At 60.5% G+C, this 26,685-nt stretch carries 22 protein-coding genes and 1 pseudogene; 5 read left to right on the forward strand and 18 right to left on the reverse strand.

All coding sequences use genetic code 11. The features are described 5' to 3' along the window. Positions 1–142: 142 nt before the first annotated feature. Positions 143–1,397 (forward strand): annotated as a pseudogene (locus Q7C30_RS11480) (IS66 family transposase); the annotation flags it as partial. After that, positions 1,294–1,740 (forward strand): tyrosine-type recombinase/integrase, encoded by a 447-nt coding sequence (locus tag Q7C30_RS11485; RefSeq protein ID WP_317871575.1) that lies wholly within the window; start codon positions 1,294–1,296, stop codon positions 1,738–1,740. The pseudogene Q7C30_RS11480 and the gene Q7C30_RS11485, both read left to right, overlap by 104 nt. Positions 1,741–1,923: 183 nt before the next feature. Here the strand turns inward: Q7C30_RS11485 and Q7C30_RS11490 are convergent, their stop codons facing one another. Both Q7C30_RS11490 and Q7C30_RS11495 read right to left on the reverse strand, forming a co-directional pair. Further along, positions 1,924–2,328 (reverse strand): hypothetical protein, encoded by a 405-nt coding sequence (locus tag Q7C30_RS11490; protein WP_317871576.1) that lies wholly within the window; start codon positions 2,326–2,328, stop codon positions 1,924–1,926. A gap of 13 nt (positions 2,329–2,341) precedes the next feature. Further along, positions 2,342–3,142, reverse strand: coding sequence for a hypothetical protein (locus tag Q7C30_RS11495; RefSeq protein ID WP_317871577.1), 801 nt, complete (start codon positions 3,140–3,142; stop codon positions 2,342–2,344). 347 nt (positions 3,143–3,489) lie between these two features. Between Q7C30_RS11495 and mutS the strand changes: the two genes are divergently transcribed. Together mutS and fdxA are read left to right on the forward strand one after the other, a co-directional pair. After that, on the forward strand, positions 3,490–6,060 hold the full coding sequence (mutS, locus tag Q7C30_RS11500) for a DNA mismatch repair protein MutS (RefSeq protein ID WP_317871726.1): 2,571 nt from the start codon (positions 3,490–3,492) through the stop codon (positions 6,058–6,060). A 136-nt stretch (positions 6,061–6,196) separates the two neighbouring features. Continuing rightward, a complete protein-coding gene (gene fdxA / locus Q7C30_RS11505) occupies positions 6,197–6,520 on the forward strand; it encodes a ferredoxin FdxA (protein ID WP_029613446.1) in 324 nt (107 codons plus the stop codon). Positions 6,521–7,031: 511 nt separating this feature from the next. Here the strand turns inward: fdxA and rpoS are convergent. The 8 genes from rpoS to Q7C30_RS11545 all read right to left on the reverse strand — a co-directional run bounded on the left by rpoS (position 7,032) and on the right by Q7C30_RS11545 (position 14,339). Beyond that, entirely contained in the window at positions 7,032–8,039 is a 1,008-nt protein-coding gene (rpoS, locus tag Q7C30_RS11510; RefSeq protein WP_317871578.1) for an RNA polymerase sigma factor RpoS, read from the reverse strand. 109 nt (positions 8,040–8,148) lie between these two features. After that, positions 8,149–9,009 carry a peptidoglycan DD-metalloendopeptidase family protein gene (locus Q7C30_RS11515; RefSeq protein WP_317871579.1) on the reverse strand — a complete coding sequence of 287 codons (861 nt, stop codon included), beginning with the start codon at positions 9,007–9,009 and terminating at the stop codon, positions 8,149–8,151. A 199-nt stretch (positions 9,010–9,208) separates the two neighbouring features. Beyond that, positions 9,209–9,847 (reverse strand): protein-L-isoaspartate(D-aspartate) O-methyltransferase, encoded by a 639-nt coding sequence (locus tag Q7C30_RS11520; RefSeq protein WP_162889596.1) that lies wholly within the window; start codon positions 9,845–9,847, stop codon positions 9,209–9,211. A 41-nt stretch (positions 9,848–9,888) separates the two neighbouring features. Next, the gene (gene surE, locus Q7C30_RS11525) at positions 9,889–10,638 is read right to left on the reverse strand and encodes a 5'/3'-nucleotidase SurE (RefSeq protein ID WP_317871580.1); all 750 of its coding nucleotides are present in this window, start codon (positions 10,636–10,638) and stop codon (positions 9,889–9,891) included. After that, a complete protein-coding gene (gene truD, locus Q7C30_RS11530; RefSeq protein WP_317871581.1) occupies positions 10,626–11,684 on the reverse strand; it encodes a tRNA pseudouridine(13) synthase TruD in 1,059 nt (352 codons plus the stop codon). The genes surE and truD overlap by 13 nt, the downstream gene beginning before the upstream one ends. After that, positions 11,681–12,154 (reverse strand): 2-C-methyl-D-erythritol 2,4-cyclodiphosphate synthase, encoded by a 474-nt coding sequence (gene ispF / locus Q7C30_RS11535; protein ID WP_039579552.1) that lies wholly within the window; start codon positions 12,152–12,154, stop codon positions 11,681–11,683. Before ispF ends, truD begins: the two co-directional genes overlap by 4 nt. Before the next feature lie 218 nt (positions 12,155–12,372). Beyond that, positions 12,373–13,218 (reverse strand): S-formylglutathione hydrolase, encoded by an 846-nt coding sequence (gene fghA / locus Q7C30_RS11540; protein ID WP_317871582.1) that lies wholly within the window; start codon positions 13,216–13,218, stop codon positions 12,373–12,375. Between the two features lie 8 nt (positions 13,219–13,226). Further along, the gene (locus tag Q7C30_RS11545; RefSeq protein WP_039579556.1) at positions 13,227–14,339 is read right to left on the reverse strand and encodes an S-(hydroxymethyl)glutathione dehydrogenase/class III alcohol dehydrogenase; all 1,113 of its coding nucleotides are present in this window, start codon (positions 14,337–14,339) and stop codon (positions 13,227–13,229) included. 104 nt (positions 14,340–14,443) lie between these two features. Here Q7C30_RS11545 and Q7C30_RS11550 point away from each other — a divergent pair, with 104 nt between their 5' ends. Then, positions 14,444–15,340, forward strand: a complete 897-nt coding sequence (locus Q7C30_RS11550; protein WP_029613439.1) for a LysR substrate-binding domain-containing protein — start codon at positions 14,444–14,446, stop codon at positions 15,338–15,340. A 26-nt stretch (positions 15,341–15,366) separates the two neighbouring features. On the opposite strand, the gene ispD is transcribed toward Q7C30_RS11550, so the two are convergent. The 8 genes from ispD to dnaE form a co-directional block, all read right to left on the reverse strand. After that, entirely contained in the window at positions 15,367–16,074 is a 708-nt protein-coding gene (ispD, locus tag Q7C30_RS11555) for a 2-C-methyl-D-erythritol 4-phosphate cytidylyltransferase (protein WP_317871583.1), read from the reverse strand. Continuing rightward, positions 16,071–16,352, reverse strand: coding sequence for a cell division protein FtsB (gene ftsB / locus Q7C30_RS11560; RefSeq protein ID WP_029613437.1), 282 nt, complete (start codon positions 16,350–16,352; stop codon positions 16,071–16,073). The genes ispD and ftsB overlap by 4 nt, the downstream gene beginning before the upstream one ends. Before the next feature lie 163 nt (positions 16,353–16,515). Continuing rightward, positions 16,516–17,805, reverse strand: coding sequence for a phosphopyruvate hydratase (gene eno / locus Q7C30_RS11565; RefSeq protein WP_039579560.1), 1,290 nt, complete (start codon positions 17,803–17,805; stop codon positions 16,516–16,518). Between the two features lie 153 nt (positions 17,806–17,958). Then, the gene (gene kdsA, locus Q7C30_RS11570; RefSeq protein ID WP_029613435.1) at positions 17,959–18,804 is read right to left on the reverse strand and encodes a 3-deoxy-8-phosphooctulonate synthase; all 846 of its coding nucleotides are present in this window, start codon (positions 18,802–18,804) and stop codon (positions 17,959–17,961) included. Positions 18,805–18,807: 3 nt separating this feature from the next. Beyond that, positions 18,808–20,436, reverse strand: coding sequence for a CTP synthase (locus tag Q7C30_RS11575; RefSeq protein WP_295485757.1), 1,629 nt, complete (start codon positions 20,434–20,436; stop codon positions 18,808–18,810). Between the two features lie 269 nt (positions 20,437–20,705). Then, positions 20,706–21,989, reverse strand: a complete 1,284-nt coding sequence (gene tilS, locus Q7C30_RS11580) for a tRNA lysidine(34) synthetase TilS (protein ID WP_317871584.1) — start codon at positions 21,987–21,989, stop codon at positions 20,706–20,708. 40 nt (positions 21,990–22,029) lie between these two features. After that, complete coding sequence (gene accA, locus Q7C30_RS11585) at positions 22,030–22,977, reverse strand: acetyl-CoA carboxylase carboxyl transferase subunit alpha (protein ID WP_039579571.1); 948 nt, start codon at positions 22,975–22,977, stop codon at positions 22,030–22,032. A 106-nt stretch (positions 22,978–23,083) separates the two neighbouring features. Further along, positions 23,084–26,608, reverse strand: a complete 3,525-nt coding sequence (dnaE, locus tag Q7C30_RS11590) for a DNA polymerase III subunit alpha (RefSeq protein WP_317871585.1) — start codon at positions 26,606–26,608, stop codon at positions 23,084–23,086. Positions 26,609–26,685: the final 77 nt, after the last annotated feature.

Below are 26,685 nucleotides of genomic sequence, written 5' to 3' on the forward strand. Positions count from 1 at the left end.
CTACGGGTTTGGGATAGAGGTACACCTTTTCGACTTTGCTGTCGGGTCGCATCATGGTGGACGGGCTCCAGAAGGAAATCGGGAGCGCAGCATCGGGCATCAGTTATCTGCTTGGAATGTGGGGTTCATGGAGCGGATACGTAAACGCAAACCACTGCCGGCTGATTTGCCACGTATCGAAGTTGTCCACGAACTGCCCGAGCATGAACTGACCTGCGCTTGCGGCTGCCGCAAACATGCCATCGGTGAAGAAGTCAGCGAACAGCTTGAAATCGTCCCGATGCAGATTCGCGTCATCAAACATGTTCGCAAGGTGTATGGCTGCCGCGACTGCGAGTCAGCGCCCGTAACGGCGGACAAGCCCGCCCAGGTGATTGAGAAAAGCATGGCCAGCCCGAGTGTGCTGGCCATGCTACTGACCACCAAGTACGTTGACGGCTTGCCGCTTCACCGCTTCGAAAAAGTGCTGGGGCGCCACGGTATCGATATCCCGCGCCAAACCCTGGCACGCTGGGTGATTCAATGCAGCGAGCACTTCCAACCGCTGCTGAATCTGATGCGCGAAAGCCTGTTGAGCAGTCGGATCATCCACTGTGATGAAACACGTGTGCAGGTGTTGAAAGAGCCTGGGCGTGAGCCCAGTAGCCAATCCTGGATGTGGGTACAAACCGGCGGCCCACCTGATCGGCCAGTGATCCTTTTCGACTACGCCACCAGCCGAGCGCAGGAAGTGCCGACGCGCCTGCTGGATGGCTATCGCGGTTATGTCATGACCGACGACTACGCCGGTTACAACGCGCTGGCTGCACAGGACGGCGTGGAGCGGTTGGGCTGCTGGGCGCACGCACGTCGTAAGTTCGTCGAAGCGCAGAAAGTGCAGCCCAAGGGTAAAACTGGGCGGGCAGACATCGCACTGAATTTGATTAACAAGCTGTATGGTATCGAGCGCGACCTCAAGGACGGCAGCGATGAAGATCGTAAGGCTGCCCGCATGGAGCGCAGCCTGCCATTGCTGGCTCAGCTGAAAAGCTGGGTAGAGAAAACGCAACCTCAAGTCACGACGCAGAACCTTGGGCAAGGCCATCGGCTACTTGGCCAGCAACTGGAGCAAGTTGGAGCGCTACGTCGAGCACGGCTACTTGCCGATGGACAACAACGCGGCCGAGCGTGCGATCCGCCCGTTTGTCATCGGGAGAAAGAACTGGTTGTTCAGTGACACGCCCAGAGGGGCGACGGCCAGTGCGCAACTTTACAGCCTGGTCGAGACGGCCAAAGCCAACGGCCAAGAGCCCTATGCGTGGCTGCGCCACGCACTGGAACGCCTGCCGCAGGTGTCCTCAGTGGAAGACTACGAAGCGCTGCTGCCGTGGAATTGCACACCTCAAATACATAGCTGAGTGCTCTGCCCATCGTTGGTTAGGTGGGGTTCATGGAGCACTTACGGCAAGGAAGCGGGTGATCAATGAGTGGTTCGTGTCGACCGCCTGGAATACGAAATGGGCTGGCATCCAGCGCCGGGCAGGCATCCGGCAGAGGCGCCCGTACCAGACACGGCACACCTATGCCTGCTGGTGCCTCACGGCAAGGGGCAACCTGGCATTCATTGCCAAGCAGATGGGACACAAAGACTTCACGATGCTGGTGGAGGTCTATGCGAAATGGATGGATGACGAGTCGCCTACCGAGCTTGCTCGGATTTGGGATGGCATTCGGCGATCAGCGTCAGAGAGGGACAATTAAGCTACGCTACAAGAAGCTCACTAGGTAGCCGTCGCGGCTTCGCCGCTAGGCTACCTAGTGAGCGAATTGAAACGAGGAATGAGCCTTGGCTCCAATTAAGTATCATGTCAAGCCTTGGAGTCAATAGCCCGATGAGACCAAGCAAAAAAAGGCCCGTAAGGGCCTTTTTTTATCGCCTCAGGATCACGCGGCGCGTGCAGCTCTCAACTCTTCTACGAGAGCGATCATCAGCTCGCACCGCTTCAGGTGAGCATCAGCATCCAAAGCGGTAACATTGCTACCCAGTTGATAATCAGCCTTGCACCTCGCCTCATGCAGTGCCTTCAAGGCATACCCTACCCTCTTCATTTTGACTTGCAAGGTCTTATCTGAATAGAGGCCATCCGCGTAATACGCACGCAGGTTTTTGTGGGTCGGCCCAGTCTGACTACTAACTGGCGGCAACTTGACTTCATCAGCGTGCTGGAGCGCAACATGATAAAGAGAGTAGTATGCACGGGAGACACTATTGCGGAATCTAATTTCCGATGCGCCGTGGCTCAAAAAATCTTTTGCATCGTCAAGAAAATCCTTGTACGAGACGGACACAATTCTCTCCTATTTAAGCGGCGGTATGTTCGTACTCTTCAAGATCGAGCTGATCTTGATCACGTCGAACAACGTTGATGACGACCTTATCCCAGCTTTCTAGGCTCTCATCACTGAGAATACGATCCATCAGAGTCTCATTGACTCCCACCAGCACATCGGCGGAATTAACTTCTACATGATATTCAGCATAAATGTGCGGAACACCATCGAAGCTTGATACGCGCTGTACAATGTGAGTTGCACTCAAGTCAAACTCAAGCAGCGCTTGCTCTGCATGCTGCCCGAATCGACGATATTCCCCCAAAGAAACACCCATACCACTCAACTTATCAATGATACCTTGAGCAACTTGCACTTCGGGAATCTCCTGCGCATTGAAATCGGGATGGATCTTTTGCAGTTTACCCACCACATCTTCAAACCCTTCATAATCAAGAAGGAAATTCATAGTTTGAAAACGATGGGATGCAATCTGAATATCGCCAGGAGAAAATGCATCTGCGCGAGAAAAAAGCTCTTTGGCCAATGTAAGGTTGTTAACCTTTTTCATTGATACGCCGTAATTGAAAAGCCCTACTACATCGCACTTCAACTTCAAACTTTTCTCATGCAAAGCTTGCGCATCAGCACGGTTACCAGTCATGGCTGCCAACATGCCACCAAGCATATACGCTTCAGCAGCATCTACAGCCATAAGCTTTTCAATATCTCTTTGAAGAGACTTAACTTCAAAAGGGGATATTTCCGAACGTTTTGAGAGTTCCTCAATACGTTTGGTGATATCTTCACCTTTAGAGTTAGGAACGGGCATAAACCCTCCTCCGTGATGGCATTCCATGCCTCATAAACAGGCCCAGCGCGACCAAGATCTGTGGCGACAAACAACCCTCGCCAAGCTAGCTCGCGGGTGGCGATTTACTCATGGCCACACGTCACCAGTCAAGCAACGCTCCTTGCTTCAGAGAGAGGCGCCCCTATAAAGGTCCCGAAACCCGATGAAAGGTAGGGCGCTATCTGATACCCTTACAGGCCTTTTATTGGAGCCTAGCAAGCGACCTAGAAATAGGAAGGACTCCTCTCGAAAAAAGTACAGGGCTTAGCCCCGATTTTGCCCCAGCCGACGCCCTGACCGCAGCTAATCAACTGATGAATAAAGCAATTTCAGATTTTTCAGCACACACCCCGATGATGCAGCAGTATTGGAAGCTGAAAAACCAGCATCCAGACCAGCTGATGTTCTACCGCATGGGCGACTTCTACGAAATCTTCTACGAAGATGCGAAAAAAGCCGCGAAACTGCTGGATATCACCCTGACCGCTCGGGGCCAGTCGGCAGGTCAGTCGATTCCCATGTGCGGGATTCCCTTCCACTCGCTCGAGGGTTATCTGGCCAAGTTGGTCAAGCTCGGCGAGTCGGTGGTGATCTGCGAGCAGATCGGTGATCCGGCCACCAGCAAAGGGCCGGTCGAGCGTCAGGTGGTGCGTATCATCACGCCCGGCACCGTCAGCGACGAGGCTTTGCTGGACGAGCGCCGCGACAACCTGATCGCCGCCGTTCTGGGCGATGAACGCCTGTTCGGGCTGGCCGTGCTGGACATCACCAGCGGCAACTTCGGCGTTCAGGAAATCAAAGGCTGGGAGAATTTACTGGCCGAGCTGGAGCGTCTGAATCCGGTCGAGCTGCTGATTCCCGACGATTGGCCGCAAGGCCTGCCGGCGGAGAAGCGTCCAGGCGCGCGGCGCCGTGCCCCTTGGGACTTCGATCGCGATTCGGCGCGCAAAAGCCTGTGCCAGCAGTTCGCGACCCAGGACCTGAAAGGCTTCGGCTGCGACAAACTGACCTTGGCCATCGGCGCTGCCGGTTGCCTGCTGGCCTACGCCAAGGAAACCCAGCGCACCAGCCTGCCGCACTTGCGCAGCCTGCGCCATGAGCGCATGGACGACACCGTGATCCTCGACGGCGCCAGTCGCCGTAACCTGGAGCTGGACATCAACCTGGCTGGCGGCCGCGACAACACCTTGCAGTCGGTCATCGACCGCTGTCAGACGGCCATGGCCAGTCGCCTGCTCAGTCGCTGGCTGAACCGTCCTCTGCGCGACCTCAAGGTGCTACAGGCGCGCCAGGACTCGATTCGCTGCTTCCTCGATGGCTACCGTTTCGAAAAGCTGCAACCGCAGCTCAAGGAAATCGGTGACATCGAGCGCATCCTCGCGCGGATCGGCCTGCGCAATGCGCGTCCGCGCGACCTGGCGCGACTGCGTGACGCCCTCGGCGCCCTACCAGAATTGCAGAACGCCATGGCCGAACTGGAGGCGCCGCACCTGGCGCGTCTGGCGGCGATCACCGGCACCTACCCCGAGCTGGCGAGCCTGCTCGAACGGGCGATCATCGACAATCCTCCCGCAGTGATCCGTGATGGCGGCGTACTCAAGACCGGCTATGACAGCGAGCTCGACGAACTGCTGGCCATCAGCGAAAACGCCGGGCAATTCCTGATCGACCTTGAAACCCGCGAGAAAGCCCGCACCGGCCTTGCCAACCTGAAGGTGGGTTACAACCGCGTACACGGTTACTTCATCGAGCTGCCAACCAAGCAGGCCGAACAGGCTCCAGCCGACTACATCCGTCGCCAGACGCTCAAGGGTGCCGAACGCTTCATCACGCCTGAACTCAAGACCTTCGAGGACAAAGCTCTGTCGGCCAAGAGTCGCGCCCTGGCACGCGAGAAGATGCTCTACGACGGGCTGCTTGAAACCTTGATCAGCCACCTTGCTCCGCTGCAGGACAGCGCGGCCGCGTTGGCCGAGCTGGACGTGCTGAGCAACCTCGCCGAGCGTGCGCTGAACCTCGACTTGAACTGCCCACGCTTTGTCGACGAGCCGTGCATGCGCATCGAGCAGGGTCGCCACTTGGTGGTCGAGCAAGTGCTGACCACGCCCTTCGTGGCCAATGACCTGGGGTTGGATGATCGCACCCGGATGCTGATCATCACCGGACCGAACATGGGTGGTAAATCCACCTACATGCGCCAGACCGCACTCATCGTGCTGATGGCCCACATCGGCAGCTTTGTCCCAGCCGCGCGCTGCGAGCTGTCGCCAGTGGACCGCATCTTCACCCGTATCGGCTCGAGCGACGACCTCGCCGGCGGTCGTTCGACCTTCATGGTGGAGATGAGCGAAACCGCGAACATTCTGCATAACGCGACCGAGCGCAGCCTGGTACTGATGGACGAGGTGGGCCGCGGTACCAGCACCTTCGATGGCCTCTCCCTGGCATGGGCTGCCGCCGAGCGCTTGGCGCAATTACGCGCCTACACGCTGTTCGCGACCCATTACTTCGAGCTCACCGTATTGCCGGACAGTGAGCCGCTGGTGGCCAACGTGCACCTCAATGCCACTGAGCACAACGAGCGCATCGTCTTCCTGCACCATGTCCTGCCAGGTCCAGCCAGCCAGAGCTACGGCCTGGCAGTGGCGCAGTTGGCAGGCGTGCCGACGCCGGTCATCCAGCGCGCCCGCGAACATCTCGGTCGCTTGGAAACCGCGAGCCTGCCCCACGAACCGCCGATGACTCGGAGCACGAGCGAGCCGCAGGTACCGCATCAGAGCGATCTGTTCGCCAGCCTCCCGCACCCCGCCATCGAGAAGCTGGGCAAGCTGGATCTGGACGACATGACGCCGCGTCAAGCTATCGAAATGCTATATCAACTGAAAAACCTGTTATAACGGCGATCCGCGCAAGCTGGTAGAATCCGCCGCGGTTTGCCGGAGCTGCAGGTTATTAGCCTGGCCAGCAGTCACCGTGAACCGCGCCGCCCTCAAAGGAAGGGTGCGCCGCCGTCGCCTGAGGAGAGAATTAGAAATGACCTTCGTCGTCACCGACAACTGCATCAAATGCAAGTACACCGACTGCGTGGAAGTCTGTCCGGTGGACTGCTTCTACGAAGGCCCGAATTTCCTGGTCATCCACCCGGACGAGTGCATCGACTGCGCACTGTGCGAACCCGAGTGCCCGGCCCAGGCGATCTTCTCCGAAGATGAAGTGCCATCGGGTATGGAGAACTTCCTCGAGCTCAACGCCGAGCTGGCCGAAATCTGGCCGAACATTACCGAGCGTAAGGATCCGCTGCCAGATGCCGAAGAGTGGGATGGCAAGACGGGCAAGATCGCTGATCTGGAACGTTGATCCACTCAGCGTTGCAGAACGAAAAAAGGCCCGCCAGGGCCTTTTTTGATGTCTCGGATTCGGAATTACACCGGATCGGAGGCTGAATCGCAGACAAAAAAAGGGGCGGTTTGACCCGCCCACATTTTTTCCGTAGTCCCTGCTTGTCCCTTTCATCATCCTGATGAATCGCATCCTGCGATGTCCTTGGCGATCATCCTTGAAAGCCTGCGCCAGTCCGTCGGCGCAGTTCAGATACTACTGTTTTCCCTGAGGGGAGCAACCAGCGCACCTTACAAGATGCTACGACAGCAACACATTTACATACCTATAAAGTACTTATAAATCATAGAGTTATAAAAATACCCAAGCTGCAAACGACAATACTTTACTTACACTACGCATGAAGGCTTACAGCTTTGGTAAGTGATCTCCTACAGCCCAAACTGCAAAGCGACCAGCATGAAACATTTCCATCGCGCACAAAAATGCCCCGGAATCAGCGGGGCATTGTCGACTGGCCTGCAGGCGGTTACTGGAACAAGGATTCGCTGGAGAGCCCATTCTTCTCAAGAATTTCACGCAGACGCTTGAGACCTTCGACCTGGATCTGGCGAACCCGCTCCCGGGTCAGACCAATTTCCAAGCCAACATCCTCCAGCGTACTGCTCTCGTGGCCACGCAGGCCGAAGCGGCGGATCACGACTTCACGCTGTTTGTCGGTGAGTTCGCCCAGCCATTGGTCGATGCTCTGGGAGAGGTCATCATCTTGCAGCAGTTCGCAAGGATCGGTGGGGCGGTCATCGGTGAGCGTATCGAGCAGGGTTTTGTCCGAATCAGGACCCAGTGACACGTCCACAGAGGAGACCCGTTCGTTGAGGCCCAGCATGCGCTTGACCTCGGCCACCGGCTTTTCCAACAACCCGGCGATTTCCTCTGGGGATGGCTCGTGATCGAGCTTCTGAGTAAGTTCGCGCGCCGCCCGAAGATATACGTTGAGCTCTTTGACCACGTGGATTGGAAGACGAATGGTGCGGGTCTGGTTCATGATCGCCCGCTCGATGGTTTGGCGAATCCACCACGTGGCGTACGTGGAGAAGCGGAACCCACGCTCGGGGTCGAACTTCTCGACCGCGCGGATAAGGCCCAGATTACCCTCTTCGATGAGATCCAAAAGCGAAAGGCCACGATTGACGTAACGCCGAGCGATCTTCACCACCAAACGCAGATTGCTCTCGATCATGCGCTTGCGACCTGCAGGATCACCCTTCTGGGAAAGACGCGCGAAATGCACCTCTTCTTCAGGAGAGAGCAGCGGTGAAAAACCGATTTCGTTGAGGTACAGCTGCGTAGCGTCGAGCGCACGGCTGTAATCGATGTACTTGTGCTGTTTGAGCGATGGGCCGGACTTGGCCCTGGTCCGAACCGGAGGTACTACAGGTTCGTCTGACACCACATCCGTTTCCAAAACGATGCCTGTCTCCATCACTAGGAGGTCATCGTCGATGTCAAACTCCGGCGCTTCTTTGCTGAGAGCCATTGTTATAGTCCTTTGCTGAGTTCGAACCTCAGACTCTAGCGTCACCTGATTCCCTGGTAGCGCTAAAGCCTGTCCCCGTTACGTCCTCAGGAACAGGCTGGTGCAACAATCAACGGCGTGGCAGAAATTGTAGAGGGTCGACGGGTTTGCCCTGGCGGCGAATTTCGAAATGCAGCTTTACCCGATCAGTGCCTGTGGACCCCATTTCCGCGATCGTCTGCCCTGCCTTGACCTGCTGCCCCTCCCGAACCACGAGCCTGCGGTTATGGCCGTAGGCACTGACGTAGGTATCGTTGTGCTTGATGATGATGAGCTCGCCGTAGCCCCTCAAACCGCTCCCGGCGTAAACCACAGCACCGTCAGATGCAGCAAAAACAGGCTGTCCCAAATCCCCGGCGATATCAATGCCTTTATTCAAACTACCGTTTGAAGCAAATTTTCCAATCAACACACCGTTGGCCGGCCAGGTCCAGCCACCGACAGCACGTTCAGCCGCTGGCACTTGAGTCACGACCGGCGCAGTGGCAACAGAGGGGGCAGTTGCCGACTTGTCACGATTTGTTGCTGGAGAAGAGGATGCGCTGACAGGACGCCGAGTGACCGTGGTACGGCTCGACGACGATGGGCCTGAAGTGACTACCGTGGTACTGCCACCAGAGCCGCTGCTGAAGCGAATCGGCTGACCAGGACGAATGGTGTAAGGCGGCGCGATACCGTTGCGCGCGGCCAGCTCTTTGTAATCCCAGCCATAACGGAATGCGATGGAGAACAAGGTGTCACCCGGCTTGACCACATACTGGCCGGACGTCACGGTGGGACGCTTGGGCGCCGCGCTATTGCGATCGACCACCCGGGCGCCACTGGAACCGGAGCTGGAGCATCCCGCCAGCAGGGTTCCCATGGCCAGCGCAATCACCAGTAGCTTGAAACCCGACCAATCCTTGCGCTGCCGAATGATTGTGTGACCCACCCGCGCTCCCCTCATGGTGCCGAAATCTGGATAAGACGATATGCAATATTGTTGCAATTATAACCGAGGCCAACGTGATTGGCTGCTGCGCTCACGCGTGCGGCAATTGTAAGTGGGATTGCCTCATACCGCCTGATAGACAGGCAGGCGCCGCAAGAATTCGTTACGGATGCAAATATTGACGATTCGACGCTGGCCCTCAGGCCAGCGGACCATTGAGCAAAGGCACGAAACGCACAGCGCCCAGCGCCCGTCGAGAGAAACCGTGCTCCTCACGCACGATGAGCAGCAGTTGCTGAGCCTCCCCCGCTGGACCGACCGGAATCACCAGACGGCCACCCGGTGCCAACTGATCGAGCAGCGCCTGCGGCACTTCCGCTGCCACTGCGGTGACGATGATGCCGTTATAGGGCGCCAAAGCAGGCCAGCCCTCGCACCCATCCCCCCAACGGAACACCACGTTGCGCAGGTTCAATTCGACCAGTCGCTCCTTGGCGCGATCCTGCAGTACCTTGATGCGCTCGACCGAAAACACCCGCTCCACCAACTGCGCCAGAATGGCGGTCTGATAGCCCGAACCGGTGCCAATCTCCAGCACCTTGTCCAGCGGGCCGGCCTCGAGCAGCAATTCGCTCATATGCGCAACCATGAATGGCTGAGAGATCGTCTGGTTATGGCCGATAGGCAGCGCGGTGTCTTCGTAGGCCCGGTGCGCCAGGGCTTCGTCGACGAACAGATGGCGCGGTGTGCGGCGGATGGTCTCGAGCACTTGCGTGTTGGACACGCCCTCCTCGTACAGGCGCTGAATCAGCCGCTCGCGGGTACGCTGCGAGGTCATGCCGATACCGCCGCGGCGTTGCAGATCGTCCTGATCGCGCATCAGAGCAAGCCCTCCAGCCAGCTCTCCAGGCCTTCGAAAACCTCCTTGAAGGTTCGATCCAACTGCAACGGGGTAATCGAGACGTAGCCCTGCATCACAGCATGGAAATCGGTGCCCGGACCACCATCCTCGGCGTCACCGACCGCTGCGATCCAATAACCCTCCTTGCCCCGTGGGTTGATCACCTGGGTCGGGACTGCCGCACGCGCACGATGACCCAGGCGGGTCAGGCGCACACCACGGATATGCTCAAGCGGCAGATTGGGAATGTTGACGTTGAGCACGGTGCGTGGCGGCAGTTGCAGACGCGACTGCGCCGCCACGACCCGTCGAGCCACATGGGCCGCCGTCGGCAAGTTGTCTGGCTGGCGCGACAACAGGGAGAACGCCAGCGACGTACCGCCGAGAAAGCGTCCCTCCAGCGCAGCGCCGAGCGTACCGGAATACAGCACGTCGTCCCCCAGGTTCGCGCCCAGATTAATGCCGGACACCACCATGTCGGGGGTTTCTGGCAACAGGCCATTGATCCCCAAGTGAACGCAATCGGTCGGCGTGCCGTTGAGGCTGATGAAGCCGTTGCCCAGTCGCGTGGGGTGCAGCGGGCGGTCGAGCGTCAGCGAACTGCCAGCACCGCTCTTGTCTTGGTCCGGGGCGATCACCGTGCATTCGGCATGATCCTTGAGCGCATCGTAGAGCGCAGCGAGGCCGGGAGCGGTGACACCGTCGTCGTTGGAAATCAGAATACGCATGGGCTGTCCGTCTGCCCTGCCGGCACCAGATCCACAAGCTCGCGCACCACGACGGTGGCGAAGCATCCGGCCGGAAGGACGAATTCCAGTTGCAGGATATCAGGCTCGGGATAATGCCACGTCAGGCGCGCAATAGGGAGCCGCAGTATGCGCCGTTCGTGATCCAGTCCCGCCTTGCCCAGCCACTGACACAGCGCCGGTTGCCGTGCACCGACGGCGCTTTCCAGCGCCGCCACGGCGTCGCGGGTCGGCGGCAGCCCTGCGCCCCACATCGGTCCAGTGGGATGCAGATCCAGAATGGCCAGCCTTGGATCAGAACATTCCGCTTCGCTCGCCGGAAAGAAACTACGGCTATCGGTGAATGCCAGCAGGTCCCCGACCTGAGCGAGGTTCCAGGTCCCCTCGGTCACTCGCGCAGCCAGCACCTGATTGAACAGATAACTGCGCGCCGTGGAGAGCAACCGCGAACGCACGTTGCGCTGTTCCGGCAACGCTTCGCGAGCGGCCCAGCTCAGGGCGTCGTGGACATTGCCACCGGCATGACCAAAGCGCTGGCTACCGAAATAATTCGGCACGCCGTGCGTCTTGATCCGTTCCAGACGCGCATCCAGCGCCGAATGATCGGCATTGAGCGCCGTGAGCCGCAACCTGAAACCATTGGCCGAATGCGCACCACGCTGCAGCTTGCGCTGATGGCGAACCCGCTCGAGCACCCGCAGGCTCTCATCCTCGGCCCGGGACAGGTCCGGGTCGGCCTTGCCCGGCAGGTGAAGACTGAACCACTGGCGGGTCAATGCCTGGCGGTCTTTCAGCCCGGCATAGCTGATGGCACGCAACGGCACGCCTGCGGCACGAGCCAGGCGGCGAGCCGCCTCCTCGGTATTGAGCTCACGCTTTTCCACCCACAGCCACAGGTGCTCGCCCTGGCCAGACAGGGGAATGTCCAAGACTTCGTCGACTTGAAAGTCTTCGGCGGTCGCCTTGAGCACCGCGCAGCCCAGGGCCTCGCCGCTGGCGCGCGGGCCCAGCAGTTCCAATTCGGTCATGAGGCCAGCAGCAGGGCGACCGCATGCACGGCGATCCCCTCCTCCCGCCCGGTGAAGCCCAGCTTCTCGGTGGTGGTGGCCTTGACGTTGACCTGGTCGAGTTCGACCTGCAGGTCTTCGGCGATCAACTGGCGCATGGTTTCGATGTGCGGCGCCATCTTCGGCGCCTGGGCGACGATGGTGGCGTCGACGTTACCGACCTTCCAGCCCTTGGCCTGCACGACGGCGAGGACGTGACGCAACAGCACGCGGCTGTCCGCCCCTTTGAATTGCGGGTCGGTGTCGGGAAAGTGTTTGCCAATGTCGCCCAACGCGGCCGCGCCGAGCAAGGCATCGCTCAGGGCATGCAGCAGCACGTCGCCATCGGAATGGGCCAGCAGGCCGTATTTATGGGCAATACGCACCCCACCCAAGGTAATGAAATCACCGTCGGCAAAACGGTGCACATCGTAGCCGTGGCCAATACGCATAGAAAAACGCCCTGATTGAGTCAGGGCGGGATTCTACCTGTATTTGCAGCCGCAGGCTGCTCGGAAACGGCACGCTGCAAGCTACAAGCTACAAGCTGCAAGCTGCAAGCTGCAAGCTGCAAGCTACAAGCTACAAGCTACAAGAAGAAGCCAAGCCTAGCGCGGGCTGCTTCTCTCTTGCAGCTTGCAGCTTGCCGCTTGCCGCTTGCCGCTGTTTTTCAACCGTGCAAGGCACGGGCGTGATGGCGCAGGTGGTCATCGATGAGGCTGGCGATGAAGTAGTAGCTGTGGTCATAGCCCGGTTGCAGGCGCAGGGTCAGGGCATGCCCGGCCTTGCGAGCGGCCTGCTCGAGCGCCTGGGGCTTGAGCTGTTTGTCGAGGAAATCGTCACGATCGCCCTGATCGACCAGCAGCGGCGGGCAGTCGCTCGACTCTGCCAGCAAGACGCTGGCGTCCCACTCGCGCCAGCGCGAGCGGTCTTCGCCCAGGTAGCGGGAGAAGGCCTTCTCGCCCCAGGGGCAGTCCATGGGATTACTGATCGGCGAGAACGCCGAAATCGAGCGATAGCGCCCCGGATTGCGCAGCGCGCACACCAACGCGCCGTGCCCGCCCATGGAATGACCACTGATGCTGCGCTGCTCGGAGGCCGGGAAATGCGCCTCGATCAAGGCCGGCAACTCATGCACCACGTAGTCGTGCATCCGGTAATGCTGAGCCCATGGCTGCTGGGTGGCATTGAGGTAGAAACCGGCACCGAGGCCGAAGTCCCAGCCCCCATCAGGGTCGCCCGGCACCTGCTCGCCACGCGGGCTGGTATCCGGCGCGACGATGATCAACCCCAGCTCGGCGGCCAGGCGCTGGGCGCCGGCCTTCTGCATGAAGTTCTCGTCGGTGCAGGTCAGGCCACTGAGCCAGTACAGCACCGGCAGTTTCCCGCCCAGCTCAGCCTGAGGAGGCAGATAGACGGCGAATACCATGTCGCAGCCCAGCACTTTGGACGTGTGCCGATAGCGCTTGTGCCAGCCGCCGAAGCTTTTTTGACAGGAGATGTTATCCAGGCTCATGGCTGACCTCAGAAGTGGATCACGCTGCGAATGCTCTTGCCTTCATGCATCAGGTCGAAGGCTTTGTTGATGTCTTCCAGACCCATGGTGTGGGTGATGAAGGTGTCCAGCGGAATTTCGCCCTTTTCGGACATTTCCACGTAGCTCGGCAGCTCGCTGCGGCCGCGCACGCCGCCGAACGCCGAGCCGCGCCAGACGCGCCCGGTGACCAACTGGAATGGCCGGGTGGCGATTTCCTGGCCAGCGCCAGCGACACCGATGATCACCGACTCGCCCCACCCTTTGTGGCAGCATTCCAGCGCCGCACGCATCAACTGGACATTGCCGATGCACTCGAAGGAGAAGTCCACACCACCATCGGTGAGATCGACGATCACTTCCTGGATCGGACGATCGTATTCCTTGGGGTTGATGCAATCGGTGGCGCCCAACTGGCGAGCGATCTCGAACTTGGCCGGGTTGATGTCGATCGCGATGATGCGCGAGGCCTTGGCCTTCACCGCACCGATGATTGCCGACAGACCAATGCCGCCCAGACCGAAGACGGCCACGGTATCACCCGGTTTGACCTTGGCGGTGTTCAGTACCGCGCCGATACCCGTGGTTACGCCGCAGCCCAGCAGGCAGACCTTCTCCAGCGGAGCCTCCTTCTGGATCTTGGCCACCGAAATCTCCGGCAGCACGGTGTACTCGGAGAAGGTCGAGGTGCCCATGTAGTGGAACAGTTGCTGGCCTTTGTAGCTGAAGCGAGTGGTGCCGTCCGGCATCAGGCCCTTGCCTTGCGTGGCACGGATGGCCTGACACAAGTTGGTCTTGCCGGAGAGACAGAATTTGCATTTGCCGCACTCAGGCGTGTACAGCGGAATGACATGATCGCCCACGGCAACCGAAGTGACGCCCTCACCTACCGCCTCGACGATGGCGCCGCCTTCGTGGCCAAGGATCGAGGGGAAAATACCTTCCGGATCCGCGCCGGAGAGGGTATAGGCGTCGGTGTGGCAAACGCCACTGGCCACCACGCGCAGCAGCACTTCGCCCGCCTTGGGCATGGCCACGTCGACTTCGACGATTTCCAGGGGTTTCTTCGCTTCGAAGGCAACGGCAGCGCGGGACTTGATCATCAGGCTCTCCAGCAGGGTTCTATTGAGAGAGGCAGTGTAATTCACCACCTTTTGATAAATAATCCCAGCACTAGCAAAACATTATTGCCATGCAGGGATAATCAATGAGCAGCCGCTGGGAAGGGATCGATGAATTCGTAGCCGTTGCAGAGGCCGGGCAATTCACCGCAGCGGCCGAGCGCTTGGGTGTGTCTTCTTCACATATCAGCCGACAGATCGTCCGACTGGAAGAGCGTCTACAGACCCGCCTGCTATATCGCAGCACGCGTCGAGTGACCCTGAGCGAAGCCGGGCAAACTTTTCTACAGCACTGTCAGCGCCTGCAGGACGGACGTGAAGAGGCGCTGCGGGCGATGGGCGATCTGGCCAGCGAACCCAAGGGCTTGCTGCGTATGACGTGCGCCGTGGCCTATGGCGAACGCTTCATCGTGCCGCTGGTGACACGCTTCATGGCGCGCTACCCACAGCTGCGGGTGGACGTGGAATTGAGCAACCGTACCCTCGACCTGCTACACGAAGGCATGGACCTGGCCATCCGCCTGGGTCGCCTGCAGGACTCCAGGCTGATCGCCACGCGGTTGGCACCGCGGCGCATGTACCTGTGTGCCTCGCCGGCCTATCTGGAACGCTATGGCCGTCCCCACAGCCTGTCGGAACTGGCCCGACACAACTGCCTGGTCGGCAGTTCGGACCTGTGGGTGCTGCAGCAGGATGGACGAGAAATCAGCCAGCGCGTGCAAGGCAACTGGCGCTGCAACAGCGGTCAGGCAGTGCTGGACGCTGCGCTACAGGGCATGGGGCTGTGCCAACTGCCGGACTATTATGTGCTCGAACATCTGCACAGCGGCGCGCTGGTGTCACTGTTGCAGGCGCACCAGCCACCCAATACTGCCGTGTGGGCGCTGTACCCGCAGCAGCGGCATCTCTCGCCGAAGGTTCGACGATTGGTGGATTACTTGAAAGAGGCGTTGGCGGGATTACCGGAGTATCGACAAGACTGACGCACGGCGTTTGGAGCGCAGGCGCCTCAGCGCCGACCAGCCCAGCGCTGGCGCAACCATTCCAGATCCTCCGGGCGAGTGACCTTGATATTGTCACTGCGCCCTTCGACCAGGCGTGGAGCCAGCCCGGCCCACTCGACGGCGGACGCTTCGTCGGTCACCGCCACATCCGCGACCAGACACTCGGCCAGTGCACGATGCAGCAGACCGAGCCTGAACATTTGCGGTGTATAGGCTTGCCACACGGTACTGCGATCGATCGTGGCACTGACGCGGCCTTGGGCGTCAGCACGCTTGAGGGTGTCGCGAGCCGGTACAGCCAGCAGTCCGCCGACAGGATCTTCAGCCAGTTCCGACAGCAGTTTGTCCAGGTCACTACGAGCCAAGTTCGGCCTGGCCGCATCATGTACCAACACCCAGTCATCATCGGCAGCGCCTTGCGCATGCAACAGCAGCAACGCATTGAGCACCGAATCGGCACGCTCGCGCCCGCCTGTCGCGCGGCGGATGCGCGGGTCGCGGGCGCAGGGCAAGCCTGGCCAGAAGGGGTCGTCTTCGGTAACGCTGACCACCACGCCCTTGAGCAGCGGGTGGTCGAGAAAACAGTCGAGGCTATGCTCGAGGAGTGTCTGCCGACCCAGTTGCAGATACTGCTTGGGACGGTCGGCAGCCATGCGGGCGCCAACGCCCGCGGCAGGAATCACGGCCCAGAAGGCTGGCGTCTGTTGGGTCATTTCTGTGGCAACTGGTAGAGGGTTTCGCCCTCCTTCACCATTCCCAATTCGTGGCGAGCCCGTTCTTCCACGGTTTCCATACCTTTCTTCAACTCCAGCACTTCAGCGTCGAGCACGCGATTGCGCTCCAGCAGCCGCTCATTTTCAGCATGCTGGTCGGCGATCTGCTGCTGCAACTCGGCCACTTGCGCCAGACTGCCATTGCCTACCCACAGGCGATACTGCAAGCCTGCAAGCAACAACAGCAGAACGAGGAACAACCAATAGGGACTGCGCATGAAGGTATCCAGGATAAAAGGCCGCCGCAGGCCGCAGCGAGCTTCCGATAGCACGAAGCCTGGCCGAGGCCAGGCTTCGATGACAGAAACCAGTCTGAAAGCGCTGAAAGCTCAGTAAGAGCGTTCAGACAGCCACGGCTGCTGCCTTTTTACCATCTCTCGCTCAGCCGCGAAACTCGGCGCGGCCACGGTAGACGGCCTTGGCACCCAATTGTTCCTCGATACGCAGCAGCTGGTTGTACTTCGAGACGCGGTCGGACCGGCACAGCGAGCCGGTCTTGATCTGGCCAGCAGCAGTGCCCACAGCCAGGTCGGCGATGGTGGAGTCTTCGGTCTCACCGGAACGGTGCGAAATGACCGCAGTGTACCCAGCCGCCTTGGCCATCTGGATGGCTTCCAGGGTTTCGGTCAGCGAGCCGATCTGGTTGAACTTGATCAGGATCGAGTTACCGATGCCTTTCTCGATGCCTTCCTTGAGGATCTTGGTGTTGGTCACGAACAGGTCGTCGCCGACCAGTTGCACCTTGGCGCCGATCTTGTCGGTGAGAATTTTCCAGCCCGCCCAATCGGACTCGTCCAGGCCGTCTTCGATCGAGATGATCGGGAAGCGCTCGGTGAGACCTTTGAGGTAGTCGGCGAAGCCTTCGGCGTCGAACGACTTGCCTTCACCAGACAGGTTGTACTTGCCGTCTTCGTAGAACTCGGAAGCGGCGCAGTCCAGGGCCAGGGTCACATCGGTGCCGAGGGTGTAGCCCGCTTTCTCGACTGCTTCGGCGATGGCGGCCAATGCATCTTCGTTCGAGGCCAGGTTCGGGGCGAAGCCACCTTCGTCACCCACGGCGGTGCTCAGACCACGGGCCTTGAGCACGGCTTTGAGGTGGTGAAAGATCTCGGTACCCATGCGCAGACCGTCGGAGAAGGTCTTGGCGCCGACCGGCTGGACCATGAACTCCTGAATGTCGACGTTGTTGTCGGCGTGCTCGCCGCCATTGATGATGTTCATCATCGGCACCGGCATGGAGTACTGACCTGGGGTGCCATTGAGGTTGGCGATGTGCGCGTACAGCGGCAGGTCCTGGTCCTGTGCAGCAGCCTTGGCAGCCGCCAGCGACACGGCGAGGATGGCATTGGCGCCGAGTTTTGCTTTGTTCTCGGTGCCGTCGAGTTCGATCATCGCACGGTCGAGTGCTTTCTGGTCGCAAGGGTCCTTGCCCAGCAACAGATCACGGATCGGACCGTTGATGTTGCCGACGGCTTTGAGCACGCCTTTGCCCAGGTAACGGCTCTTGTCGCCATCACGCAGCTCGAGCGCTTCGCGCGAGCCGGTGGAAGCACCGGACGGCGCACAGGCGCTGCCGATGATGCCGTTGTCGAGCAGTACATCGGCTTCCACGGTGGGGTTGCCACGCGAGTCGAGAACTTCACGACCTTTGATGTCGACGATCTTTGCCATTGTTGTAAGCACTCCAGAATTGACGAAAACAACGCAGCTTGAGGAATTCTTGCCTTGCGCCAGGCGGACATGCGATCGGCAGGCCGGGCCAAGGACGCCTCCGACCGGCAGGTCGGAGGCGGAACGGGCGGTACTTTACCCGAGAAATGGGTTTTACGCGGTTTCTACCGTCGGAAAACTCTTCACCAGGTCGTCCAGTTGCTTGAGCTGCGCCAGGAACGGCTCCAGTTTGTCCAGACGAAGCGCGCAAGGACCATCGCACTTGGCGTTGTCAGGATCCGGGTGCGCCTCGAGGAACAGTCCGGCCAGGCCCTGGCTCATGCCCGCCTTGGCCAGGTCGGTGACCTGGGCACGACGGCCACCGGCCGAGTCGGCGCGACCGCCCGGGGTCTGCAGCGAATGGGTGACGTCGAAGAACACCGGGTACTCGAACTGCTTCATGATGCCGAAGCCGAGCATGTCGACCACCAGGTTGTTGTAGCCGAAGCTCGAACCACGCTCGCACAGAATGAGCTGATCGTTGCCGGCCTCCACGCACTTGGCGAGGATGTGCTTCATCTCGTGCGGCGCCAGGAACTGCGCCTTCTTGATGTTGATCACCGCGCCGGTCTTGGCCATGGCCACCACCAGGTCGGTCTGGCGCGAGAGAAACGCCGGCAACTGAATGATGTCGCAGACCTTGGCTACCGGTTCGCACTGGTAGGGCTCGTGCACATCGGTGATCACCGGCACGCCGAAGGTGCGCTTGATCTCTTCGAAGATCTTCAGCCCTTCTTCCATGCCCGGGCCTCGATAGGACGTGACCGAGGATCGGTTGGCCTTGTCGAAGCTGGCCTTGAACACATAAGGGATACCGAGTTTCTCGGTCACCCGTACATATGCTTCGCAGACCTTCAGAGCCAGGTCACGGGACTCCAGAACGTTCATGCCGCCGAACAGGACGAACGGCTTGTCGTTGGCGATCTCGATGTTGCCGACGCGAATGATCTTCTGGGTCATGGATCAGGCCTTGTTCTTCTGCTTCAGGGCAGCCTTGACGAAACCACTGAACAGCGGGTGGCCGTCGCGCGGGGTCGAGGTGAACTCCGGGTGGAACTGACAGGCGACGAACCATGGGTGATCCTTGGACTCGACCACTTCGACCAGTGCGCCATCTTCGGAACGACCGGAAACCACCAGACCCGCATCAACCAATTGCGGCAGCAGGTTGTTGTTCACTTCGTAGCGGTGGCGGTGACGCTCGGTGATCACGTCCTTACCGTAGCAATCGTGCACGTTGGAGCCGGCCGCCAGTTGGCAGTCCTGCGCACCCAGGCGCATGGTGCCGCCCAGGTCGGAGGCTTCGCTGCGGGTTTCGACTGCACCGGTGGCATCGGCCCACTCGGTGATCAAGCCCACGACCGGGTGGCCGCTGTTGCGATCGAACTCGGTGGAGTTGGCATCCTTCCAGCCCATCACGTTACGGGCGAACTCGATCACAGCCACCTGCATCCCCAGGCAGATACCCAGGTACGGCACCTTGTTCTCTCGGGCGTACTGCACCGCAGTGATCTTGCCTTCCACGCCGCGCAGGCCAAAACCGCCCGGTACCAGAATGGCATCGGCGCCTTCGAGCAGGCGGGTGCCCTGGTTCTCGATGTCTTCGGAATCGATGTAGCGCAGGTTGACCTTGGTGCGATTGGTAATGCCGGCGTGGCTCATCGCTTCGATCAGCGACTTGTAAGCATCCAGCAGTTCCATGTACTTGCCGACCATGGCGATGGTGACTTCGTGCTCAGGGTTGAGCTTGGCATCCACCACCTTGTCCCACTCGGACAGATCGGCACCGTTGCACTGCAAGCCGAAGCGCTCGACGACGAAATCGTCCAGCCCCTGGGCATGCAGCACGCCTGGGATCTTGTAGATGGTGTCGACGTCTTCCAGAGAGATCACCGCGCGCTCTTCAACGTTGGTGAACAGGGCGATCTTGCGACGCGAAGACGCATCGACCGGATGGTCGGAGCGGCAGATAAGGACGTCAGGCTGCAGGCCAATGGAGCGCAGTTCCTTCACCGAGTGCTGGGTCGGCTTGGTCTTGGTCTCGCCGGCCGTGGCGATGTATGGCACCAGGGTCAGGTGCATCAGCATGGCGCGCTTGGAGCCCACTTCGACGCGCAACTGGCGAATCGCTTCGAGGAACGGTTGCGACTCGATGTCGCCCACGGTACCGCCGATTTCCACCAGGGCCACGTCGGCATCGCCGGCACCCTTGATGATGCGGCGCTTGATCTCGTCGGTGATGTGCGGAATGACCTGGATGGTGGCGCCCAGGTAATCACCACGGCGCTCCTTGCGCAGCACGTGCTCGTAGATACGGCCGGTGGTGAAGTTGTTGTTCTGGGTCATGGTGGTGCGGATGAACCGCTCGTAGTGGCCCAGGTCGAGGTCGGTCTCGGCGCCATCCTGGGTGACGAATACTTCACCGTGCTGGAACGGGCTCATGGTCCCCGGATCGACGTTGATGTACGGGTCCAGCTTGAGCATGGTGACCTTGAGCCCCCGCGCTTCCAGGATGGCCGCCAGGGAAGCCGAGGCAATGCCTTTCCCCAATGAAGAAACAACACCGCCCGTGACGAATATGTAGCGCGTCATGAAAAACCCTAGAAGTCTGCGTTAAGGCGGTCAGCACCGCCGGAGAAAGCGAAGGAAGGCCGAAGCCCCCGATCACCTGCGTCAATTACAGTGCATCTCGAACAACTGCCGCGTCTGTACAGACCGGGGGTATCCCCAGTGTGGAGTTCGCTCGTCATTTTAAGAATCAGCCCAGCAAAAAACTGCTTGGTAATCGGCAACCGCTGTGATTTCGAGGAAGCCACAGAAGTTGTATCAAGAAGGGAGGGTAGTCTACCGGAATGTCGGCATCAGCTCAAACCTTGCACGCGGCCCGGCGGCTGCCACTGCAGTTGCCAGTCGCTCTGCACAAGCTCTGGCAGGTTGGCCACGGCCAACAGGCGTGGGCCTTGATAGAGTAGCGGCAGGCGTTGGCGGACGAAGTGCGGAAGCTGGCGCTCATTGAGCAGACGCTTGAGGTCGCGCTCGCCGCGCCCGGGCACATTCAGCCGCTCGCCGCCCTGGCGATAGGCAATGCGCAGCCCTTCGAGCGGTTTTGCCCCCTGCAGCCAAACCACGCCATTGCCAGGCAGGATCAACGGCTGATCGGGATCAGGCCAATACCATTGGCCTGACTTCCACTGACGCCAATCATCGGCCAGCCACCAGAGCCGCCCGTGGCTGCGCTGCAACTCGCCATCGGTCAGGCGCCAGATCGGCTGGGCATCAGGCGCAGCGTCGCGCAGCGCGTTCCAACCGGCCCAGTGCCTGGCGTCAGGCAGCCGGGTACGGCGACTGAGCCAGTACTGCAACGCATTGCGCTGACGCGCCGGCGACAACGCACGCACGGCGCCCAGATCCAGAGACGCGAGCCCCAGCCAAGCGAAGGGCGCGCCCTGCTCGGCCGAACGCAAATCCTCGGCAGCCAGTTCATCGAGCAGCCCCAGCGCCTCGCCCAGGTGCTCGGCACTGCGGGCCATCTGCTGACTGGCTTGCGGCCAACGCTGGCGCAGTTGCGGCATCACCTGAGCCCGCAGGTAGTTGCGCGAAAATCCGGCATCCTGATTCGAGGGGTCGTCGATCCAGCTCAACCCCTGCGCCTCGGCGTAACGCTGCAAGTGCTCGCGTGAGTCGGCCAGCAGCGGCCTGACCAACCTCCCCTGCCCCAACGTCCGCGACGACGGCATGGCCGTCATTCCACGCAACCCCGCCCCACGCAGGAGCCTGAACAGCAGGGTCTCGGCCTGATCGTCGAGGTGCTGGCCAGTGAACAGGACATCGCCCGGGCCAAGGCGACTGGCCAACGCGGCGTAGCGCGCGTCGCGTGCAGCCTGCTCCAGGCTGGCACCCGCTGCGACCACCACTGGGATGACCTCCAATTCGACGCCCAGGGCATCGCACACAGCGCGACAGTGCTCGGGCCAGGCATTGGCGGCAGTCTGCAGACCATGGTGAATATGGAGGGCGCGCAAGGGCGGCGCAGGATGACGACGACAGTGAGCCGCCAGGCGATGAAGCAGAACGGTCGAGTCGAGTCCGCCAGAGAAGGCGACGAACCAGGTGGGGGCGCTGAGCCAGGGGGTGAGGTCGAGCATCACAGCCTCACAAGGGGCGCATGGCGCCCCCGGGATCCTATCAGAGACCGTAGCTCATCAGGCGGTCGTAGCGGCGCTTGAGCAGGGCGTCCTGGTCAAGCTTGCCCAGCATGCCCAATTGCTCGAGCAGGTCGGCACGGATGCTGGCAGCCATGGCAGCCGGGTCACGGTGGGCGCCGCCCAGCGGTTCGCCGATCACTTTGTCGACGATGTTCAGGCTCTTCAGGCGCTCTGCGGTGATGCCCATGGCTTCAGCAGCGTCTGCGGCTTTGTCGGCGGTCTTCCACAGGATCGAGGCACAGCCTTCCGGCGAAATGACCGAGTAGGTGGAGTACTGCAGCATGTTGAGTTGGTCGCACACGCCGATGGCCAGCGCGCCGCCCGAACCACCCTCACCGATCACGGTGGCGATGATCGGCGTTTTCAGACGCGCCATGACCCGCAGGTTCCAGGCAATCGCTTCGCTCTGGTTGCGCTCTTCGGCGTCGATGCCGGGATAAGCGCCCGGGGTGTCGATGAAGGTCAGGATCGGCATCTTGAAGCGTTCGGCCATCTCCATCAGACGGCACGCCTTGCGGTAGCCCTCCGGACGCGGCATGCCGAAGTTGCGCCGCACCTTTTCCCGCACCTCACGACCTTTCTGGTGACCGATGACCATCACCGGTTTGCCGTCCAGGCGCGCGGTGCCGCCAACGATGGCAGCGTCGTCGGAGAAATGACGGTCGCCGTGCAATTCCTCGAACTCGGTGAAGATGTGCTCGATGTAGTCGAGGGTGTAAGGACGACGCGGGTGACGCGCCAGGCGCGCGATCTGCCAGCTGGTCAGGTTGCCGAAGATACTTTCGGTCAGGGTGCTGCTCTTGTCTTGCAGACGGGCAATTTCATCGCTGATGTTCAGCGAGTTGTCGTTGCCAACCAGGCGCAGGCCTTCGATCTTGGCTTGCAGGTCGGCAATCGGCTGTTCGAAATCGAGAAAATTCGGGTTCATAGGCATCCGTCTTGGGTCTACGGCCAGGCGGCCGGCCGGTTGATCCGTTTTGGCGCCATACCTTACGGGATGTGGCGCCTTGAGGTCGAGATTAAAATGCGTCGTTTCAACGGTATTGCAGGAAGACGTTCTCACGCCCGAACTGGTCACGCAGTGTCTGAATCAAGCCATCAGCGGGATCGATCGACCATTCGTCGCCAAACTGCAGCATGGCCTTGGCGTCGCTGCCGGTGTACTCGAGGGTGATCGGGCAGCCACCGCGATGACGCGTGATCAGCTCACCCAGCCACGTCAGGCGATCGCCCTTGAGCGCCTCATGGGCAATTTTCAGGCGCAGGCTCTCGGCCAGCTTGGTGCGCGCGTCTTCGAGCGTCATCACCTGCTTGACCCGCAGCCGCAGGCCACCGGAGAAGTCATCGTTGCTGACCTCGCCCTCGACCACCACCATTGCGTCGTTTTGCAGCAGCGCCTGGGCGGCCATGAAGGCGTCGGCGAACAGCGAGGCTTCGATGCGCCCGGAGCGGTCGTCGAGGGTGACGAAGCCCATCTTGTCGCCTTTTTTGTTCTTCATGACCCGCAGGGCAATGATCATCCCTGCTATGGTCTGAGTCTCGCGCGACGGCTTGAGATCGACGATGCGCTGGCGGGCGAAGCGGCGGATCTCGGCTTCGTATTCATCGATCGGGTGACCGGTGAGGTAAAGCCCAAGGGTGTCCTTTTCGCCTTTCAGGCGCTCCTTGAGCGTCAGGTCGCGCACCCTGTGGTGGTTGCCATAAACGTCGGAGTCCTCTTCGACGAACAGCCCGCCAAACAGGTCGATGTGACCGCTGTCGGCGGTGCGTGCAGTCTGCTCGGCCGCCTTGATCGCCTCTTCGAGCGCCGAGAGCAACACGGCGCGGTTGCGGTCGATGTTGGCGTGGTAGGCCTTGATCTCGTCATGGAAGTGCGGACCGAGACGGTCGAGCGCACCGCTGCGGATCAAGGCGTCGAGGGTGCGCTTGTTGATGCGCTTGAGGTCGACGCGGGCGCAGAAATCGAACAAGTCCTTGAACGGCCCGCCCTCGGCGCGCGCCTCGACGATGGCTTCCACCGGTCCCTCGCCCACGCCTTTGATCGCACCCAGGCCATAGACGATGCGCCCGTCCTCGTTAACGGTGAACTTGAAGTCGGAAAAATTCACGTCCGGGGCGTCGAGGCGCAGCTTCATGCTGCGTACTTCCTCGACCAGCACCACCACCTTGTCGGTGTTGTGCATATCCGCCGACAGCACCGCCGCCATGAACGGCGCCGGGTAGTGGGTCTTGAGCCAGGCGGTCTGGTAAGAAACCAGGCCATAGGCAGCGGAGTGAGACTTGTTGAAACCGTAGCCGGCGAACTTCTCTACCAGGTCAAAAATGTTTCCTGCGAGGTCCGCATCGATGCCGTTATTGGCACAGCCTTCGATGAAGCCGCCACGCTGCTTGGCCATCTCCTCGGGCTTCTTCTTGCCCATGGCCCGACGCAACATGTCGGCGCCCCCCAGGGTGTAGCCGGCCATCACCTGTGCAATCTGCATCACCTGCTCTTGATACAGGATGATGCCGTAGGTCGGCGCCAGCACCGGTTGCAGACCGTCGTACTGATAGTCAGGGTGCGGATAAGCCAGCTCGGCGCGACCGTGCTTGCGGTTGATGAAGTCGTCGACCATGCCCGATTGCAGCGGGCCAGGGCGGAACAGCGCCACCAGTGCGATCAAGTCTTCCAGGCAGTCGGGCTTGAGCTTCTTGATCAGCTCCTTCATGCCGCGCGATTCGAGCTGGAATACGGCCGTGGTTTCAGCCTTTTGTAACAGCTCGTAGGTCTTGCGGTCATCGAGCGGGATGAAGTCGATGTTGACCTCGGGCAGGTCCTTCTTGGCCTGCTCGCGGTTGATGATCTCCATCGCCCATTTGATGATGGTCAGGGTACGCAGGCCGAGGAAGTCGAACTTCACCAGGCCGGCGGCCTCGACGTCATCCTTGTCGAACTGGGTAATCAGGCCGCCGCCTTCTTCATCACAGGCGATCGGCGAGAAGTCGGTGAGCTTGGTCGGCGCGATCACCACACCCCCGGCGTGCTTGCCGGTGCCGCGGGTGACCCCTTCGAGCTTGAGCGCCATGTCCCAGATTTCTCGGGCGTCCTCATCGCCCTTGAGAAAGTCGCGCAGGATTTCTTCCTGCTCGTACGCCTTCTCCAAGGTCATGCCCACTTCGAACGGAATCATCTTCGACAGGCGATCGGCCAGGCCATAGGACTTGCCCTGCACCCGCGCTACGTCACGCACCACCGCCTTGGCAGCCATGGTGCCGAAGGTGATGATCTGGCTGACCGCATTGCGCCCATAGGCTTCGGCCACGTAGTCGATCACCCGGTCGCGGCCGTCCATACAGAAGTCGACGTCGAAGTCGGGCATGGAAACACGTTCAGGGTTGAGGAAACGTTCGAACAGCAGGTCATAGGCCAGCGGGTCGAGGTCGGTGATCTTCAGGACATAGGCCACCAGCGAGCCGGCACCCGAACCACGGCCAGGCCCCACCGGGACGCCGTTGTTCTTGGCCCACTTGATGAAGTCCATGACGATGAGGAAGTAACCCGGGAAACCCATCTGGATGATGATGTCCAGCTCGAACTTCAGCCGGTCCAGGTAGACCTGGCGCTTCTCATCGTAGTCAGGCGTGGTTTCCTTCGGCCAGAGTACCGCCAGACGCTCTTCCAGGCCTTCGTGGGACACGTGGCGCAGGTAGTCGTCGATACCCATGCCATTGGGCGTCGGAAAATCGGGCAGGAAGTATTTGCCCAACTGCACGGTGATGTTGCAGCGCTTGGCGATCTCCACGGTGTTGGCGATCGCGTCTGGCAAGTCGCTGAACAGCTCGGCCATTTCCTCGGCCGACTTGAGGTATTGCTGATCGCTGTACAGGCGTGGACGGCGCGGATCGTCCAGGGTCCAGCCTTCGCCGATGCAGACACGGGTTTCATGGGCGTCGAAGTCGGACTGCTTGATGAAGCGCACATCGTTGGTTGCCACCAGCGGCGCGCCGAGCTTGTCTGCCAGGGCCACGGCGGCGTGGACATATTCTTCGTCACGCGCGCGATTGGTGCGCTGCACCTCGACATAGAAGCGCTCGGGCAGCATCTGCATCCAGTCGCGCAGCAACGCCTCGGCCTCATCCTGACGGCCGGCCAACAGCGCCATGCCGATGTCGCCTTCACGCGCGGCGGACAAACCGATCAGCCCTTCGCTGGCCGGGACGATCCACTCGCGCTGGATGATGACCAGACCGTTGCGCTGACCATCGGTCCATCCACGAGAAATCAGCTCGGTGAGGTTGCGATAGCCTTCCGGGCTCATGGCCAGGAAGCAGATGCGCGACAGCGGCGCTTCCGGCTCGGCGCCGGCCAGCCACAGGTCGGCACCACAGATCGGCTTGATGCCAGCCCCCATGGCAGACTTGTAGAACTTGACCAACGAGCACATGTTGCTTTGATCGGTGATCGCCACCGCCGGCATGTTCATTCCGGCCAGGGCCTTGGCCAGCGGCTTGATCCGCACCAGGCCATCGACCAGGGAGAATTCGGAATGCACGCGAAGGTGAACGAAGGAGACCGGCATGGAGGATCCTGTGACAGCGATGAACGACAAAGGCGCGATTGTAGCGTAATTGGCCGCAAGGATTGCGACCGCTGCTC

Origin of the sequence: Pseudomonas sp. RAC1 (assembly GCF_030658255.1) — a bacterium.
GTDB classification, from domain to species: Bacteria; Pseudomonadota; Gammaproteobacteria; order Pseudomonadales; family Pseudomonadaceae; genus Aquipseudomonas; species Aquipseudomonas boreofloridensis.

Bases quoted from the DNA above. Each gene is read 5' to 3' on its own strand.
- Q7C30_RS11485 (WP_317871575.1), top strand. From the start codon at position 1,294: ATGCGTGGCTGCGCCACGCACTGGAACGCCTGCCGCAGGTGTCCTCAG.
- Q7C30_RS11495 (WP_317871577.1), bottom strand. From the start codon at position 3,142: ATGCCCGTTCCTAACTCTAAAGGTGAAGATATCACCAAACGTATTGAG.
- fdxA (WP_029613446.1), top strand. From the start codon at position 6,197: ATGACCTTCGTCGTCACCGACAACTGCATCAAATGCAAGTACACCGAC.
- rpoS (WP_317871578.1), bottom strand. From the start codon at position 8,039: ATGGCTCTCAGCAAAGAAGCGCCGGAGTTTGACATCGACGATGACCTC.
- Q7C30_RS11520 (WP_162889596.1), bottom strand. From the start codon at position 9,847: ATGACCTCGCAGCGTACCCGCGAGCGGCTGATTCAGCGCCTGTACGAG.
- surE (WP_317871580.1), bottom strand. From the start codon at position 10,638: ATGCGTATTCTGATTTCCAACGACGACGGTGTCACCGCTCCCGGCCTC.
- truD (WP_317871581.1), bottom strand. From the start codon at position 11,684: ATGACCGAATTGGAACTGCTGGGCCCGCGCGCCAGCGGCGAGGCCCTG.
- ispF (WP_039579552.1), bottom strand. From the start codon at position 12,154: ATGCGTATTGGCCACGGCTACGATGTGCACCGTTTTGCCGACGGTGAT.
- fghA (WP_317871582.1), bottom strand. From the start codon at position 13,218: ATGAGCCTGGATAACATCTCCTGTCAAAAAAGCTTCGGCGGCTGGCAC.
- Q7C30_RS11545 (WP_039579556.1), bottom strand. From the start codon at position 14,339: ATGATCAAGTCCCGCGCTGCCGTTGCCTTCGAAGCGAAGAAACCCCTG.
- Q7C30_RS11550 (WP_029613439.1), top strand. From the start codon at position 14,444: ATGAGCAGCCGCTGGGAAGGGATCGATGAATTCGTAGCCGTTGCAGAG.
- ispD (WP_317871583.1), bottom strand. From the start codon at position 16,074: ATGACCCAACAGACGCCAGCCTTCTGGGCCGTGATTCCTGCCGCGGGC.
- ftsB (WP_029613437.1), bottom strand. From the start codon at position 16,352: ATGCGCAGTCCCTATTGGTTGTTCCTCGTTCTGCTGTTGTTGCTTGCA.
- eno (WP_039579560.1), bottom strand. From the start codon at position 17,805: ATGGCAAAGATCGTCGACATCAAAGGTCGTGAAGTTCTCGACTCGCGT.
- kdsA (WP_029613435.1), bottom strand. From the start codon at position 18,804: ATGACCCAGAAGATCATTCGCGTCGGCAACATCGAGATCGCCAACGAC.
- Q7C30_RS11575 (WP_295485757.1), bottom strand. From the start codon at position 20,436: ATGACGCGCTACATATTCGTCACGGGCGGTGTTGTTTCTTCATTGGGG.
- tilS (WP_317871584.1), bottom strand. From the start codon at position 21,989: ATGCTCGACCTCACCCCCTGGCTCAGCGCCCCCACCTGGTTCGTCGCC.
- accA (WP_039579571.1), bottom strand. From the start codon at position 22,977: ATGAACCCGAATTTTCTCGATTTCGAACAGCCGATTGCCGACCTGCAA.
- dnaE (WP_317871585.1), bottom strand. From the start codon at position 26,608: ATGCCGGTCTCCTTCGTTCACCTTCGCGTGCATTCCGAATTCTCCCTG.